At 68.3% G+C, this 14,449-nt stretch carries 15 protein-coding genes; 3 read left to right on the forward strand and 12 right to left on the reverse strand.

Annotated elements, in window-relative coordinates; translation table 11 throughout:
• Window positions 1-232 precede the first annotated feature (232 nt).
• From HNQ70_RS14980 to HNQ70_RS15005, 6 genes are all read right to left on the reverse strand, one after another.
• Window positions 233-1,591, reverse strand: a complete 1,359-nt coding sequence (locus HNQ70_RS14980) for a type II toxin-antitoxin system HipA family toxin (protein ID WP_183969152.1) — start codon at window positions 1,589-1,591, stop codon at window positions 233-235.
• Window positions 1,592-1,593: 2 nt separating this feature from the next.
• A complete protein-coding gene (locus HNQ70_RS14985; RefSeq protein WP_183969155.1) occupies window positions 1,594-1,878 on the reverse strand; it encodes a helix-turn-helix domain-containing protein in 285 nt (94 codons plus the stop codon).
• Window positions 1,879-1,961: 83 nt separating this feature from the next.
• Window positions 1,962-4,400, reverse strand: a complete 2,439-nt coding sequence (locus HNQ70_RS14990; protein ID WP_183969157.1) for a DNA/RNA helicase domain-containing protein — start codon at window positions 4,398-4,400, stop codon at window positions 1,962-1,964.
• A gap of 25 nt (window positions 4,401-4,425) precedes the next feature.
• A complete protein-coding gene (locus tag HNQ70_RS14995; protein WP_183969160.1) occupies window positions 4,426-4,824 on the reverse strand; it encodes a hypothetical protein in 399 nt (132 codons plus the stop codon).
• A gap of 134 nt (window positions 4,825-4,958) precedes the next feature.
• Window positions 4,959-5,321, reverse strand: a complete 363-nt coding sequence (locus tag HNQ70_RS15000) for a PEP-CTERM sorting domain-containing protein (protein WP_183969162.1) — start codon at window positions 5,319-5,321, stop codon at window positions 4,959-4,961.
• Window positions 5,266-6,003 (reverse strand): PEP-CTERM sorting domain-containing protein, encoded by a 738-nt coding sequence (locus tag HNQ70_RS15005; RefSeq protein WP_183969164.1) that lies wholly within the window; start codon window positions 6,001-6,003, stop codon window positions 5,266-5,268. Before HNQ70_RS15005 ends, HNQ70_RS15000 begins: the two co-directional genes overlap by 56 nt.
• 208 nt (window positions 6,004-6,211) lie before the next feature.
• Between HNQ70_RS15005 and HNQ70_RS15010 the strand changes: the two genes are divergently transcribed.
• On the forward strand, window positions 6,212-8,752 hold the full coding sequence (locus tag HNQ70_RS15010) for an ATP-binding protein (RefSeq protein WP_183969166.1): 2,541 nt from the start codon (window positions 6,212-6,214) through the stop codon (window positions 8,750-8,752).
• 109 nt (window positions 8,753-8,861) lie between these two features.
• Window positions 8,862-9,026, forward strand: a complete 165-nt coding sequence (locus HNQ70_RS15015; RefSeq protein WP_183969168.1) for a hypothetical protein — start codon at window positions 8,862-8,864, stop codon at window positions 9,024-9,026.
• Window positions 9,027-9,066: 40 nt separating this feature from the next.
• Here the strand turns inward: HNQ70_RS15015 and HNQ70_RS15020 are convergent, their stop codons facing one another.
• The 5 genes from HNQ70_RS15020 to HNQ70_RS15040 all read right to left on the reverse strand — a co-directional run bounded on the left by HNQ70_RS15020 (window position 9,067) and on the right by HNQ70_RS15040 (window position 12,722).
• On the reverse strand, window positions 9,067-9,381 hold the full coding sequence (locus tag HNQ70_RS15020) for a MerR family transcriptional regulator (protein ID WP_183969170.1): 315 nt from the start codon (window positions 9,379-9,381) through the stop codon (window positions 9,067-9,069).
• Window positions 9,382-9,412: 31 nt separating this feature from the next.
• Window positions 9,413-10,426, reverse strand: coding sequence for a DnaJ C-terminal domain-containing protein (locus tag HNQ70_RS15025; protein ID WP_183969172.1), 1,014 nt, complete (start codon window positions 10,424-10,426; stop codon window positions 9,413-9,415).
• Window positions 10,427-10,481: 55 nt separating this feature from the next.
• A complete protein-coding gene (locus HNQ70_RS15030; RefSeq protein ID WP_221302836.1) occupies window positions 10,482-10,862 on the reverse strand; it encodes a DUF6746 family protein in 381 nt (126 codons plus the stop codon).
• Between the two features lie 133 nt (window positions 10,863-10,995).
• Complete coding sequence (locus HNQ70_RS15035) at window positions 10,996-11,400, reverse strand: DUF302 domain-containing protein (protein ID WP_183969174.1); 405 nt, start codon at window positions 11,398-11,400, stop codon at window positions 10,996-10,998.
• Window positions 11,397-12,722, reverse strand: coding sequence for a M16 family metallopeptidase (locus HNQ70_RS15040; protein ID WP_183969176.1), 1,326 nt, complete (start codon window positions 12,720-12,722; stop codon window positions 11,397-11,399). The genes HNQ70_RS15035 and HNQ70_RS15040 overlap by 4 nt, the downstream gene beginning before the upstream one ends.
• A gap of 157 nt (window positions 12,723-12,879) precedes the next feature.
• On the opposite strand from HNQ70_RS15040, the gene HNQ70_RS15045 reads away from it, so the two are divergent.
• Complete coding sequence (locus HNQ70_RS15045; RefSeq protein ID WP_183969178.1) at window positions 12,880-13,065, forward strand: hypothetical protein; 186 nt, start codon at window positions 12,880-12,882, stop codon at window positions 13,063-13,065.
• A 49-nt stretch (window positions 13,066-13,114) separates the two neighbouring features.
• On the opposite strand, the gene HNQ70_RS15050 is transcribed toward HNQ70_RS15045, so the two are convergent.
• A complete protein-coding gene (locus HNQ70_RS15050) occupies window positions 13,115-14,434 on the reverse strand; it encodes a TRAP transporter large permease subunit (RefSeq protein WP_183969180.1) in 1,320 nt (439 codons plus the stop codon).
• Window positions 14,435-14,449 lie beyond the last annotated feature (15 nt).

Below are 14,449 nucleotides of genomic sequence, written 5' to 3' on the forward strand. Positions count from 1 at the left end.
TCAACAACTTGGGAAGTTTCGGGACCGAACGAGAACCCTAGCAGCCGACATTGAAAATCCGCGTGTCGGTGGTTCGATTCCGCCCTTGGCCACCAAGAAAATCAAGCACTTAGGCCAATCCTTCGGGGTTGGCCTTTTTGCTTTCCGGTGTCGTGTAAGCGCCATGTAGGCGCCGTGCATCAATTCGCTGCGTATCGCCCCCCCACTCCCCCGCGCTGAGGCACCGACATCGTCAAAGCCGTTCCGGATCCGCAAGCCGGCGCCCGGCGCCCTGCAGACCGTCGAGGATGCTGTTTGCCACCCGCATCGGAAATCCGTCGGGCAGCCTGGCACGCACGGCGGCGATGACCTGGGGCGTTCGAGAGACGACCTCGTCGATCAGGAACGCGACCTCGCGGCCATCTTCAGTTACCACGCCGTGGCGCGCGCCAAGTGCCAGCCAGTGCCGCCGCAGGATGTCCCGCATTCGCCAGTGCGCATTCTTCGAGCGCACCGCCATGGCCAGCTTGGCCCTGAAGGGGGAAACCATCGATGGCCCTTCCCCCAGGACCGGGTAAGCCGACAACACGTCGTACAGCGGGGTGAGCTGGTAGCGGCCACCCGGGCGCAGGAACAGGCTGAAGTTCTTGGCGTGGCCGTCGGTGGCGCAAAGCATCCAGAAGAGCAGTTGCGCCTTGAAGAAGTCGCGCCGGTCCTTCTCCCGGGTCATGGAGCCATCCAGCACGTCCAGGATGCGGTCCATGCCGGGCCCGCCGTCGGCTTCGTACTTCGCCTCCGGATGCACTCCCAAAGCCTGGCACATGTCCTCCTGCGGAAGCCGGATGAGGCGGTTGTCGCCTGAGGGATGCGTCCACCAGGCGCGGTCGAAGCGCTCGACCACCAGCACCTTGAGGTCCTCGAACTGCATGGGCTGGCAGTTCGCCACGGGCAGCCCGAACTCCTTCAGGATCAGCGAGCACAGCCACTCGTTCTCCACCGAATCGCGCATGTCCAGCTTCATGCCGCCGATCAACCCCAGGGGCAGCTTGAAGATGTGCGTGGTCGGAGTGTCACCTTGCGGCAGACACCATTGCCGATCGCGCTGGAGCAGGGCCGTCTTCTCCTGGGCGCCCGCGATGGAGATGCGGAGGTCGTCTTCAGTTCCCCATCCCATGGGGTTGGAGGTCGTCGCTCCGCGCAGCACCTGGGCGACCCGTGCTTCGCTCAAGGGCTCGGCCTGCAAGGGCGAGATGCCGGTCGAGACCTGTCCGTCGGGCAGGATCTCCAGCGCGCCCACGCAGTCCCGGCCGATTTCGGCCAGCAGATGGAAGGCGTCGGTCGACCCGGTGCTGAAACGGCGCGCTAGCCGTTCGCGGATGTCCTTGCTGTCGGGCAGCAGGTTCTCGAAGTAGGCACGGACCTTCGCGCCGCGATGGGGCGCATTGCCTGGCGTGAACGGCAAGGACAGGGACAAGGGGCGTCCTTGCTCCGACTGCGTCCAGGCGAGGTCGTACTGGAGCGTGTCGGGCGCATTGGGCGCCAGGCTCCAGGCGCCGACATGGGCCCCGTTCATCCAGAGGCCCAGTGTCCGGGTATGAGAACGGCGACCCATGCTTACCAGATGGATCGATCAGTGCCAGGCAAGGTCGACGTACCAGGCCGCGCGGGCGCCGGTGCGGGCGAGGGCTTGCCGAGGATCAATTCCGCCCCCAGGATGTTCAGCAGCTTCAGCAGCCTCGCGGTGCCCACCTTGTCCGCATTTCGTTCCATGGCAGAGTAGGTTTGCTGCGAGACGCCCAGGCGCAATGCGACTTCGCTCTGGGTGAGGCCTGCGTCCTTTCGGAAAGCCTGAAGCAGCGGGGGCAACTGGTCTGCAGTGCGCACGGTGAACCGAGTCATACATATCCTATGCTGTAAGTTGAACTTACAGTTTTTGATTTGTATTCTCAGAATACTGCCTTAAAGCTGTAAAGACAATCCAGTCAGTCGCCGACCGTCGGCAAGACCAGCAACAGCTCGGCCACGACCGAGAACTCGTCCTCGCCTTCGCCCAGGCGGATCTCGATCGGCTCGAATCCCGGTCGATCGGAGTCCGGATGCAGAGTGATGCGCAGATGCTGCCAGGCGCCATCCTCGCCCGGCATCTTCTCGCTCGCATAGCGCTTGACGGTGTATTGCCCCCCGGTCTCCGGGTCCGCGATGCTGCGGTGCTGCACCACGACCACCTTGCCCTCGCGCGTTCCCGGCGGGTTGGCGCGGAACAGGCACCATGAACCGTTCGGGATGCGGCGGTTCATCGACTCGCCCACCACCCGCGCGACGAACAGCCCGGGCTGCGGTCGCACCCAGTCCGGCAATGCCACCCAGTCGTCGGCCGCATGGTCGAGGACCTGCGCGTCCGAGACGGCGCCTGCCGCAAAGCGCAGGTCGATGACCGGCACTGCAGCCACGCCGGCCGCCCGGTCTTCCTTCGACACTGGCCGCAAGGGGACGACCTTGGACGGCGCACCCGCAAGCGCCGAGGAGAGCGCCTCCGGAACGTCGGGGGGCGCCATCTCCGACACGGCGCGAAGCCGAGACCGGAGGTAGGCTGCCAGCGGCGCATCGGTGCAGTACACGTAGCAGCCCTTCATGCCTCGCGTCATCAGGGTGCGATAGGTGTTCTTGACGATGGTGTCGGCCAGCGCGCGGGCGTTTTCAGGATCGGTCTTCAGCTTTCCCTTGAGCCCCTTGACGGACTGGTCCGACGGCGCTCGCTTCGTCGCATCGGTCACGATCCGTCCGTCGCGGAAGACCAGGTCCGGCCCGATGATGACGCCCACGTAGTCCAGCTCCAGCCCCTGACAGGTGTGGATGCAACCCACCTGCTCCACCGACCCCGGCATCACGATCCACAGGCTGCCGTCCTTGTCCAGGTTCCAGCGGCGCCGGTAGTGGAACTGCGGAAGATCGATGTCCCAGGCTTGCGGGTCCCTCTTGCTCGGCCACTTCCAGCAGTAGCCGGCCACCACGCGCGAACGGTTGTTGGCGCGATTCTTCAGCTCGATCAGTGCGTGCAGGTCGGCCGGGTTGTCGAACACCCGGAAGTCGTACTCGCGGGTGTCCAGGGTCGGGTTCGCGGTCTCGCGGATGTCGAGCGTGTTGTCCAGCCACGCCAGGTAGCCATCCGATCCGTTGCACCGGAACTGGGACGACAACTCGAGCTCGGTGATCTCGGCGCCGAGCTCGCGCGCCTGGCGTCGAAGCTCTTCGGTGTGGCCGATGTCCAGCAAGGTCACCCGCTGGTCGTCGTCGACGAAGAACACGGTGCAGCGCGCAGCCCTGATCAGTTCCTTCACCTGGTTGTCGCCGAGGTTGCGGTACAGGCCGCTCTTCTCGTTCAGCCGGTGCGCCTCGTCGACGATCAGGGTGTCGTAGGTGTCAACCTCGTCGTTGACGAAGGCGCCAGAGCCGCTGAACAGGTTGCCGATGCGGGTCCTGGTGAAGGTGCCCGCCAGCCTGGCTTCATAGACGGCGCGCGGCGCGGCGTTCTTGGAAACGTAGCGCGCATTGCGTCCGCGCCCGATGAGCGCACCGAGCAGGTTGATGGCGACCACCGACTTTCCTGTGCCCGGTCCGCCCTGCACGATCACGACCTGCTTGCGCTCTGCCGCCTGGGTATCGACCTGCAGGATGGTCTCGTGCACCACCTTCTGGTCGTCGATCAGCACGAACTCGGGCTTGCCCTGCAGCAGCCCTGCCACACTGTCGATCAGCATCTTCGACGGTCGGATGCGCCCGTTCTCGATCGCGTACAGAGCCCCCTTGCGATCGCCGTGGCGCACGTGCTCGCGGATGAAGGCCTGCAGCTTGCTGTGCTCACGTGCCAGGAACAAGGGCGCCCGCGCCAGATGGTCACGGTAGTGCGGGTGGTCGATCTCGCCGTCGCGCGGGTGATTGTGCAAGTAGGCGCAGGGCTGCAGCGTCATGGCGCCGTCCTGCACCGCAGCGTTGAAGTCCTCCAGGTAGGCGGCGTAGGACCACGCCTGGTATGACGGATGCGGCCCCTCGCGCTCGCCCGCACCGCCGCGGCGCGCCCACACGACGGCATCCTTCTCGCTGCGGCGCGACTCGGACCACTGCTTGAGCTCGACGATGACGACCTTGCTGCGAGCGTCCGCGTCTTCGCCGGTGATCACGAAATCGATGCGCTTGGAGCTTTGCGGAAGCTGGTACTCGATGGCCACGCCAGCGTCTTCGGGGATCTCCTCGTCGCCCAGCACCTTGGCCATCTCGAGCAGCGAGTGCTTCCAGGCCCGCACTTCGGCCGGGCTCACGCCGTGGCCCGTGGCACTGCGGTACTGGCGGCTGACGACGTCCTCGATGTCCTCACGCAGCGCGTGGTGCAGGAACTGCCGCTTGCTGGCCTGGTAGATGATCATGTGGGCTAAGAGGGGTCCGAACCGATCAGTCCGAGCCCGGCAGCGGCGCCTGCGCCCGTTCCGGAGGGCAGAGCAGCCAGCGGCCGCTGCGCGAGGCGTGATACGTCGCGCTGCGTGAGCCGTCGGTGACGACGATCCGCCAGCCAGGCACCAGGGCCTGCGTGTACATGCGGTCGGACGACGGGCAGCCGAGGGCGCCGTCGCGCCAGGTCACGCTTTCGGTGCGCACCGTCAGGCCGGCGCCCTCGCCGCTGCGTCGCCACAGGGTCGCTGCGTCGGCTTGGACCGCGCGCGCCACTGCTTCTGCAGTCGCTGCACCTGCATTGGCCACGTTGCCTTGATGGGGCTCCGCGTCCCGCTGCACCGGCACGCCCGTCGAATCCTTGGAACACGCGGGCAGAGCCAATGCGGCAACGAGGACCATGCAGGTCGCCCACGGCCTCAGCCCTTTGCGGGACACGGTTCCCTCACGGTTTCTCGGCACATGACTCCTTGCCCGCGGCGGCTCACCAGGCAGATGCGGGAGCGCCGCAACAGCCTGGTGCCGCCTGCAGCGTTTCAGTCCTCCTTGCGGCGACGGAACACGGCCGTGCCTGCAAGTCCGGCCAGCAGCAGTGCCGCGGAGGCGGGTTCGGGGACGGCCTGATTCTCACCCACCGGCCCCGTCGTGGCACCAGCGTACAGGATGTCCCAGGTCCAGCTGCCGCCGTTGGGCGAATCGTTCGACGCGCCGAAGTCCAGGGCGTACCAATCGATGGCGATGCCCTGGGCGTTAGTCGTATTCTCGTAAGCCGACGCCGTGATCAACGTGGCGCTGAGGTCGATCGTCTTGTGCCAGTTGGTGGCCGCCAGACTCAGGCGGCCTTCAGGCCGATGCCGGCGGGGTGCCGGCAGCCCTGCCGCGTGCGGTCCATCCGGCAACGCCCAGTCCCAGCATGACCATGGCCAGGGTTCCCGGTTCCGGGACCGTGGCGGCGATGCTGTTGTCCATGTAGGTGGTGAAAACCGCCGGCCTGTTCTCGTAAGAAAGCGTCGGCTGCCCCCCGTTATACGAAAATTGCAGGGCGCCCGGATAGCTGCCCGCGGCGGCCATGTGCAGGCCCATGTACTGGTTATCGGTGGTGGCCTGGAACTCCAGCGCAAAACGCTCGCCCGCCGCGAAACTCAGTCCTGCGCCCGACAGGTCCACCGTATTGGTGCCGTTGATCGCGGTGAAGGTGGTGCTGAAGTCGTCGGCATCCGACTGCCATCCGCTGCCGCGGTTGATCGCAAAGCGCAGCGTGTGGCCGCCGACCCCGTCTTGAATGCCGAAATCCACCCTGGAGAGAAGGCCGCCGACACCGACGATCACCTCCTGCTGCCAGGCCCACGGGGTGAACGCGAGATTGCCGGTGTAAACGACGAGCGGCCCCGTCTGCTGGTCTGACACGACCTCGGCGAAGGCGCTTGCGCTGCCTGCCAGCAGGGCACAGGCGAGGAGATGTCTGGATGCAGATGCTTTCATGGGGCTCGGCTTTCCGTTCCTTGGGTTGATACTGCGCCCTGCGGCAGCCACGCCCGGCAGGGACGGCGCCGAGAGAAAGCAAGTGCTCTTGATCGACATTTCGGCGTCCATTTTCGTTGCGAAAGGTGCTTGACGCAGATCCGAAGGGTAGCGGGCACTCTTCAGGGCTGCAGGTTATTTTTCCCGCTGAGAGACCCCTCGTCCTTGAGAGTCCTGAAAATTCCTGAAACGATCTTGCCGCCCCCCGCGAATCGGGCGGCTTTCGATGCGCCGGTCCGCCGGCATGACCGATCTCCGGAGCCTGGGCTTGCGATACTTGTTTGACGGTTTTGAGCTCAGGGCGCAGGAGCGCCGGCTGCTTGCAGGCGATGCCCCCATTTCCATCGGCTCACGCGCCTTCGACGTGCTGCTGACGCTGGTGGCCCACCACGACCGCGTGGTGACGAAGAACGAGCTGCTCGAGCGCGTCTGGCCCGGCCTTATGGTCGAGGAGAACAACCTGCAGGTGCAGGTCAGCAGCCTGCGCCGCGTGCTGGGCCCGAGGGCGATCGCGACGATCCCCGGGCGCGGCTACCGCCTGGCGATGAGGGTCCGAAGTGAAGGCGCCGACACTGCGAAGGGCACGCGCGATGCCGCGGCACCGCAGCGTCCGCCGGCGTCGGCTGCCCGGGCCCGCCGAAGCAGCAACCTGCCCGTGGCGCTGCCTCCCCTGTACGGCCGCGATGCCGAACTGGCGCAGCTGCGCGCGCTGCTCGACAGCCACCGCACCGTGGCCCTGGTCGCCGCCGGCGGCGTGGGCAAGACCCACCTGGCGAGGGCGGTGGCAGACGCGCGCCGGGCCGAGCACGCAGACGGCGTGTGGGCGGTCGACCTGGCCGAGCTCACCCGCGGCGAGCTGGTGGCGCCGGCCGTCCTGCAGACGCTCGGCTTCCAGGTGGCGCCTGGGCAGACGCCGGTCGGGACTGCGGTCGACGTGCTGCGGCGCCAGGACGCACTGCTGCTGCTGGACAACTGCGAGCATGTGCTGGAGGCCGTGGCCTCTCTGGTGCAGGCAATCAACGACGCCGCGCCGCGGGTGCGGGTGCTGGTCACCAGCCAGGCGCCGCTCAGGTGCATGCACGAGCGGGTGTTCCGGCTGGGCACGCTGTCGCTGCCGTCGTCGCCCACATTGGGCGACGTGCAGCGCAGCGGCGCGGTGCAGCTGCTGGTGCATCGCATCCAGGCGGCGGCGCCGCACTTCACGCTGACCGAGGCCAATGCCCCGCGGGTGGCGGCCCTCTGCCAGCGATTGGACGGAATCGCGCTTGCGCTCGAGCTGGCCGCAGTGCGGGTGCCGCTGCTGGGGCTCGAGGGCCTGCTGGCGCGGCTCGACGAACGCTTCGAGGTACTGGCCGGCGGCTCGCGGCTGAAGCTGCCACGGCACCAGACGCTGCGCGCGGCACTCGCCTTCAGCCACGGCCTGCTGACGTCCGACGAACAGACGGTGTTCCGCCGCCTGGGCGCTTTCGCCGGCAGCTTCTCCGCCGAATGCGCTCGGGACGTGGCTGCTGGCGAGAGTATCGACCGATGGGCCGTCCTCGACCAGCTGGGCGCGCTGGTCGACAAGTCCTTCGTGCTCGCCGACGCCGACGATCCGCCGCGCCTGCGCCTGCTGGAGACCACCCGCGCGTATGCGCTGGAGAGCCTGGCGCAGGCCGGCGAGACGGCCGCCGTTCTCGAGCGCCACGCGCGTCTCTTTGGGCGGCTCCTGGAGGAGGCGGCGCAGGACTACTGGCTGCTGTCGGACGCCGCCATGCTGGAGCGCTACTGGCCTGATCAGGCCAATCTGCGTGCCGCGATGGACTGGGCGCTGGCGCATGACCCCGAGCTGGCGGTGCGCATGGTGGGCGACGCCGGCCCCTTGTGGCGCGAGGCGCTGTCACAGCAGCCCGAAGGCGCGCGCTACTGCGCGGCCGCACTGGCATGCGTCAGCGAGCGCACGCCGCCGCTGGCCCACGGGCGCCTCTTGCACACCTACGCCTGGATGCTGATCTGGTCGCAGCAGCAGCGCGCCCGCGCCGCCGCCCAGCACGCTGCAGCGCTGCTGCGGCAGGCCGGCGATCCGGCCACCCTGGGGATGACACTGCTGCTGCTGATCCCCGGCACCACCGCGCCCGACGCTCAGCAGGAGGCGGTGCTCGACGAGATGCGACGCCTGCACGATCCGCACGCACCGCCGCGCGTGCGCGCACAGCTGCTCAGCGCCAGCGCGCGCCTGGCGATGGGGGCCTGCCGCTACGACGAGGCCATGGACCTGTACGGCCAGGCGCGTGCCCTGCTGTCCGTCTGCGGCGCCACGCAATGGGAAGGCGTGCTGGCCTGGACGATGGCCAGCATTGCCATCACCACGGGTGAACTCGACTTCGCAGTCGATACGCTGCGCGACACAGCCAGCCGGCTGGATGCGCTGCCAACCCGCGGCATCTTCCTGGCCTTCTCCCTTGGCAGCCTGGCGACTGCCCATCTCTTCGGGTCAGACACGCAGGCGGCTCGCGAGGCGCTGGCACGCGCGGCGCCGCTGATCGTCCGCTACGACCTCGGCAGCAGATACGCGGCGACCGCCGCCTGCCTGGCCGCCCGGGAGCAGCGCTGGTCGACGGTGGCGATGCTGCTGGGCTACGGCCAGGCAGCGTCGCGCGTGTCCGGCGTGGATGCCGAGGAGCCCGCGGAACTGCGCGCCAGGGCACATGCCATGCAGGAACTGGCCGCGAAGGCCGCGGCAGCCCAAGTCGCCGCCTGGATGGCAGCCGGGGCGGCACTGGAGACCGAGGCGGCGTACGCGCTGGCGCTGGAACCGGCCGAGGGCTGAACGCACGCCCGTCCAAGTCGGGCACGCTCACGCCCGGCGGTGGCTGCCGGTCCGCATCTCTAGTACAGTCCCCAGCCCGTCGACTCCGTAACCTGGATCGGCTGCAGCGATGAACCACAAACGCAAGAAACCGAAGAACGCCCGCGCGGGCTGCCTGCTCTGCAAGCCGCACAAGATGAACGGCGCGAAGCCTCACGTCTGCGGGTTCGCGGGCTGGCGGCGCCAGTACCACGCGGACGCGGACCTGCTCGGCGCGGCGCGGCAGCAGCCCTGAAACAGGCCGGCGGCGGGCGCGCCGGTCGAGCCCGATGCGATCAGCGCTCGTACAGCGCCAGCCTGGCGCGCAGTTCGCGCACCTCGTCCATCAGGTCCACTACCAGCGCCGCGAGCTGCGGGTCGGCCTCGAAACGGGACTCGATCGACGCGATCTGCCGCGCGCGCCATAGCGCCGTGCTCGACAGGTAGCAGACCCCCTCACGCCACTCGGCCAGCAGGGTTTCGCCATGGACGTGGCCCAGCACCCACTCGACGCTGACGCTGCACAGGCGGGCGATCTCGTCGATGCGCAGCATCTCGCCCTCGATGACCTCGATCTCTCCGATCGGGTCGGGCGGGAAACCTGGCGACATGCTCGTCTCCTTCGCTTCGGTGAAATGCGGCTCAGGCCGGGCGCGGATCGAAGCCCGGATACGCCTTCGCCAGCGCTTCCCAGGCGGCCTTCTGGTCGGCGGTGACGGCGCTGGGCACTGCGATGTCGAGCTCCATCAGGAGATCGCCTGGCCGCGCCCCCGGAATTCCCTTGCCCCTGATGCGCAGCTTGCGGCCCGCCACCGAGCCGGCCGGGACCGTCACCGAGATGCGGCCCGCCGGCGTGCGCACCGTGACCTCGCCACCGAGCGCAGCCTCCCAGGGGGTGACCGCCACCCGCATGTGCACGTCCCGGCCGCTGACCCGATGATGCGGGTCGGGGCGGATGAGTATCTTCAGGAAGAGGTCGCCGGCCGCGCCGCCGCCGAAGCCCGGGTGCCCCTGGCCGGCCAGGCGCATCAGCTGCCCCTCGGCCACGCCCGCGGGGATCTTCACGTCGAGGGTGCGCACCTCGGGCGCCGCCCTGCCGTGGGCGTCGATACGCATGCCCTCCAGGCGCAGGGTGCGCTCGCTGCCCCGATAAGCCTCTTCGAGGTCGATCGCGAGCTCTGCGTGCTGGTCCTCGCCACGCCAGGACTCCGGGCCGCGGCCGGCCTGCGATGCGCTGCGGCGGGCGCGCTCGCGCGCGGCGCGTCCGAACAGCTCCTCGAAGAACTCGCTGTGGTCCTGGCCGAAATCGCCGCCATTGAAGCCGGGTCCGGCGTGACCGGCACCGACACCTGCGTCGGCACCTGCGCCCCGACCGCCGAAGCCCTGCCCCCAGCCCGGCGGCGGGCGCACGTCGTCCGCGCTACGCGCGCCCTGCGCCCAGGCCTGGTGCCCCACCTGGTCGTAGACCGCGCGCTTTTCGGGATCGGACAGGACCTCGTTGGCCTCGTTGATCTCAGCCATCCGCGCTGCAGCATCGGCCTCTTTGCTGACGTCGGGATGGAACTTGCGCGCCAGCCTCCGGTAGGCCTTCCGGATGTCGTCCTTGCTGGCATCCCTGGCGACGCCCAGCTTCGCGTAGTAATCGGGAATCTGCATGCCCACCACCTTCCAGGATCGGCCGCTGCCCGCGCGCAGCCAGCCGCTTACCGACTCACTTGATCACCTGGCGCGACACCGAAAGATAGTCGGCGCCGTGGCGCAGGACCTTCTCGCGCTCCATCTTTTCGGAGGCCTTGTGCAGGTGCTCCAGCGTCTCGGCGAGCGTGTCGAGCTCCTTCCGGAGCTTCTCCAGGCCGTTTTCCATCGTGTAGGTGAGCTGATGGATCTCGGCAATGGCGACGTCGTCGACCGGGCCCTTCAGCAGTCGCTCCAGCCGGGCGTTCGACTCCGACAGGTTGCGCACCGCGTCGGGCAGCGTCGCGGAGGGCTTGCCCTTGAAGTGCCTGACGTCACCGCCCGACCCTGATGCCTGTGCGGCGGGAACGAAGGCCAGCGCTGCGGCGACGGCGGCAATGGCTGCGGTCTTCTTCATCGATGTGGCTCCTTGTAGCTGGATGCGCAGACGTCTGCCCGGGAGGTGGCTCCGGGATCGACGGAATTCAAGCCTGCCTCGACCCGGCGAGCACGCGCCGGGAGGGGAAGCGGCGGGCGGCGAAGCGGCGGGATCAGCCCGCCTCGCGCAATCGCGCCACCACCCGCTCGAGCGCAGCCCGGACCTCCTCGGTCGCTTCGGCCACCGCGGCGTTGCCGGAGGCTGCCGCGATCATTCGCGGATCCTGCAGCGCGATCCGGGTGCGGCCCGGTACCAGTTCGTTGACACCGCAGCCGCAGGGCAGCAGCGCCGCAAGGTCCGGGTCGATGCTCATCAGCTGGTGGGCGATCCTGGGGCTGCAGACCCCGACCAGGCGCGCCGGCGGGCTGTCCAGGCCCAGCTTGGCCTTCAGCGTGGCCTGGACGTCGACCTCGCTGACGATGCCCATCTGCTCGGCAGCAAGCGCCGCGCGCAGGGTCTCCATCGCCAGCCCGATCGGCTGCCCGAGTTCGACGGTGAATGCATAGGGGGTGCTCATCGGCTGCTCTCCATGGATGCAACGGAAGGATTCGATGCTGGCGCCTGGGTCAGCGACTTCAGGTGCGCCTGCGCCGGGGCGCGCACCTTGCCGGCGACCGAGACGGCCAGCGGATCGCCCATCATGCCCGCGAAGACCTCGCGCAGCTCCCTGGCGCTGACCGCCATCATCCGCTCCAGGCGCTCGGCTTGCGTGCGCACTCGCCCGAGGGCGAACAGATCGAGCGCCGCCTCTTCGAGCCGGCGATAGGGCCGCTCACGGACGTGGACCCGGCGCACTGCGATCTGGTTGCGTGCGCGCTCGAGGGCGACCGGCTCGATGGCCTCGGCCTGCGCGCGCAGCAGCCGCAGCACCTCGTCGGCGAAGGCCTCGACGTTCTCCGGCCCCATCGAGGCCTCGATCACGAACTGCCCTGCCCATTCGTTCAGGTCGGTCGAACAGGCGACGTAATAGGCCAGGCCGCGCCGCTCGCGGATCTCGTCGAGCAGCGGCGAACTCATTCCCTCCCCGAACAGCGCCGACGCGACGACGACCGCGTGGTGTCCATCCTCGGTGAACGGCGCCGCCGGGTAGCCGAGCAGCACGTGCGACTGGCTGACCCCGGCCATGCGCCGGACCGCGAAGCCGCCGTGCCAGGCCGGGGGCGCGATCCGGTTTTCCGTGCCGCGTGGCATGTCGCCGAAGGCAGCCTCCGCCTCGCGCACCACGGCCTCCGGGTCGATCCGTCCTGCCGCGGCCACCACCAGGTTGACACCGGAATACTGATGCCGGACGTAGGCGAGCAGTTCGTCACGCGTGAAGCGCTCGATGTTGCGGCGCAGCCCGATGACCGGCCGCGCCAGCGGATGGCTGCCGTAGCAGAGCCGGTCGAACAGCCGGTAGGCGGCCGAGAACGCGTCGTCGTCGTCCTCGGCCAGCTCCTGCAGGATAACCTGGCGCTCGCGCTCGAGCTCTGCCTCGGGAAAGCTGCCGTTGCGGACGATGTCGGCCAGCATGCGCACGAAGGCGCCGGCGTCACGCGCCAATCCGCGCATGTGATATGCGGTGTGGTCCTTGTCGGTGTGCGCGTTGACCTCGGCGCCGAGCCGCTCCGCGTCCAGATTGATCCGCTGGCAGCTGCGGGTGTGCGTGCCCTTGAAGGCCATGTGCTCGACGACGTGGCTGATGCCGCTGCCAGACAGGTGCTCGTGGCAGCTGCCGGTGCGCACGAACACGCTGACGCTGGCGCTGTCCAGGTGCGGCAGGGGCAGCGCGACCACCCGCACGCCGTTGGAGAGTTCGGTGACGCGGGGTTCGGTATCGAGATGCAGGGCTGGGGTCATTCGGGCGGGTCCGGGACGTGCCGACGAGGGCATGCCGGCAGTCTACGCCCGCTGCATCGGGCCGATGCGGCCGCTCGTCATCCGGCGCTCGCGGCGGCGCATGCACTCATCCACCCTGCACCGCAAACGTCGACCAAACCCAACAGAAACCGACCAGATGAGCATTGGAACGATCACCGCGGCAGCCGTCGCTCTGGGACTGCTGGCCTCTGTCGGGCTGCTGCTGGCCGGCATGCCGCGCAGGAGCTTCCTGAAGGCCTGGCCGGTCGCGTCGGCGCTGCTGTTCACGCTGCTGCTGGGCGCGAGCACGGTGATGCGCTTCGCTGGAATGCGCGTAGGGTGATGCCCGCGCCGCCGCGGGCCCGGAGACGTCCCGGGCCCGCGGCGGGCGCTCAACCCTTGCCGAAGAACAGGTTCGGGAAGTAGAGCGCGATGTCGGGGAACATGATGATCAGCAGCACCCCGATCAGCGTGACGATCACGTACGGGATCACCGACCTGTAGATCTCGCCCATGCCCACGTGCGGTGGCGCCACCCCCTTGATGTAGAAGAGGTTGAAACCGAAGGGCGGCGTCATGTAGCCGATCTCCATCATGATGATGAAGATCACGCCGAACCAGATCGGGTCGAAGCCGTGCGCGTCGATCACCGGCAGGAACACCGGCAGCGTGATCAGCATGATGCCCACGGGGTCGAGCACCATGCCGAGCAGGAACAGCACGAAGATCATGAAGGCCAGCGCGCCCCACTTGCCGCCGGGGATCAGCGCCATCAGGTCCTGGATGAACTCGTGCGCCCCCAGCGTGCTGTACGCAGTAGAGAACGCGTGCGCCGCGAACAGGATCCACATGATCAGCGCGGTCAGGCGAAGCGTGGCCATCGCCGAGACGCGCATCACCTCCACCGACAGCTGCTTGTTCATCGCCGCGGCGATCATCGCGCCGAACACGCCGATGGCAGCCGCCTCGGTGGGCGTGGCCAGGCCGCCAAAGATGGCGCCCAGCACCATCACCACGATCATGATCGGCAGCAGCACGGCCTTCAGCGAATCCAGCTTCTCCTTCCAGTCGCCGCGCTCCTCCGGGGGCAGCGCCGGCGCGATCGAGGGCTGAAGCCAGGCCCGCACGGCGATGTAGATCGTCACGAGCACGAACAGCAGGATGCCGGGGCCGATGCCGGAGGCGAACAGCCGGCCCACCGAGACCTCGCTGATCATCGCGTACAGCACCATGGGGATCGACGGCGGGATCAGGATGCCCCAGCCGCCGCCGGCGTTGATCGCGCCCAGCGAGAGCTTGGTGTCGTAGCCGCGCTCGAGCATTCGCGGCAGCGCGATTGTGCCCATGGTGACCACCGCGGCGCCGCTGATGCCGCTCATCGCGGCGAAGATCGCGCAGATCGCCACCGTGCCGATGGCCAGGCCGCCGCGCATGCCGCCGAACCAGAGGTGCATCATCCGGTAGAGCGCGTGCGCCACCCCGGATCTCTCCAGCAGCATCGCCATGAACACGTAGAGCGGTATCGCGATCAGCGTGAAGCTGGTCATCGACTCCCAGAACTTCGAGGCCACGATGTAGAAGCTCACCGGGCCCATCGAGAAGAACAGGAAGATGATCGAGATGCCGCCGAGCACGAAGGCCAGCGGCACGCCGAGCAGCAGGAAGAACAGCAGAGACCCGAAGAACAGGAAGGTGATGAGTTCGACCGACACGTTGGCTCCCTGGTC

The sequence above is a fragment of the Quisquiliibacterium transsilvanicum genome, from assembly GCF_014202215.1.
GTDB classification, from domain to species: Bacteria; Pseudomonadota; Gammaproteobacteria; order Burkholderiales; family Burkholderiaceae_E; genus Quisquiliibacterium; species Quisquiliibacterium transsilvanicum.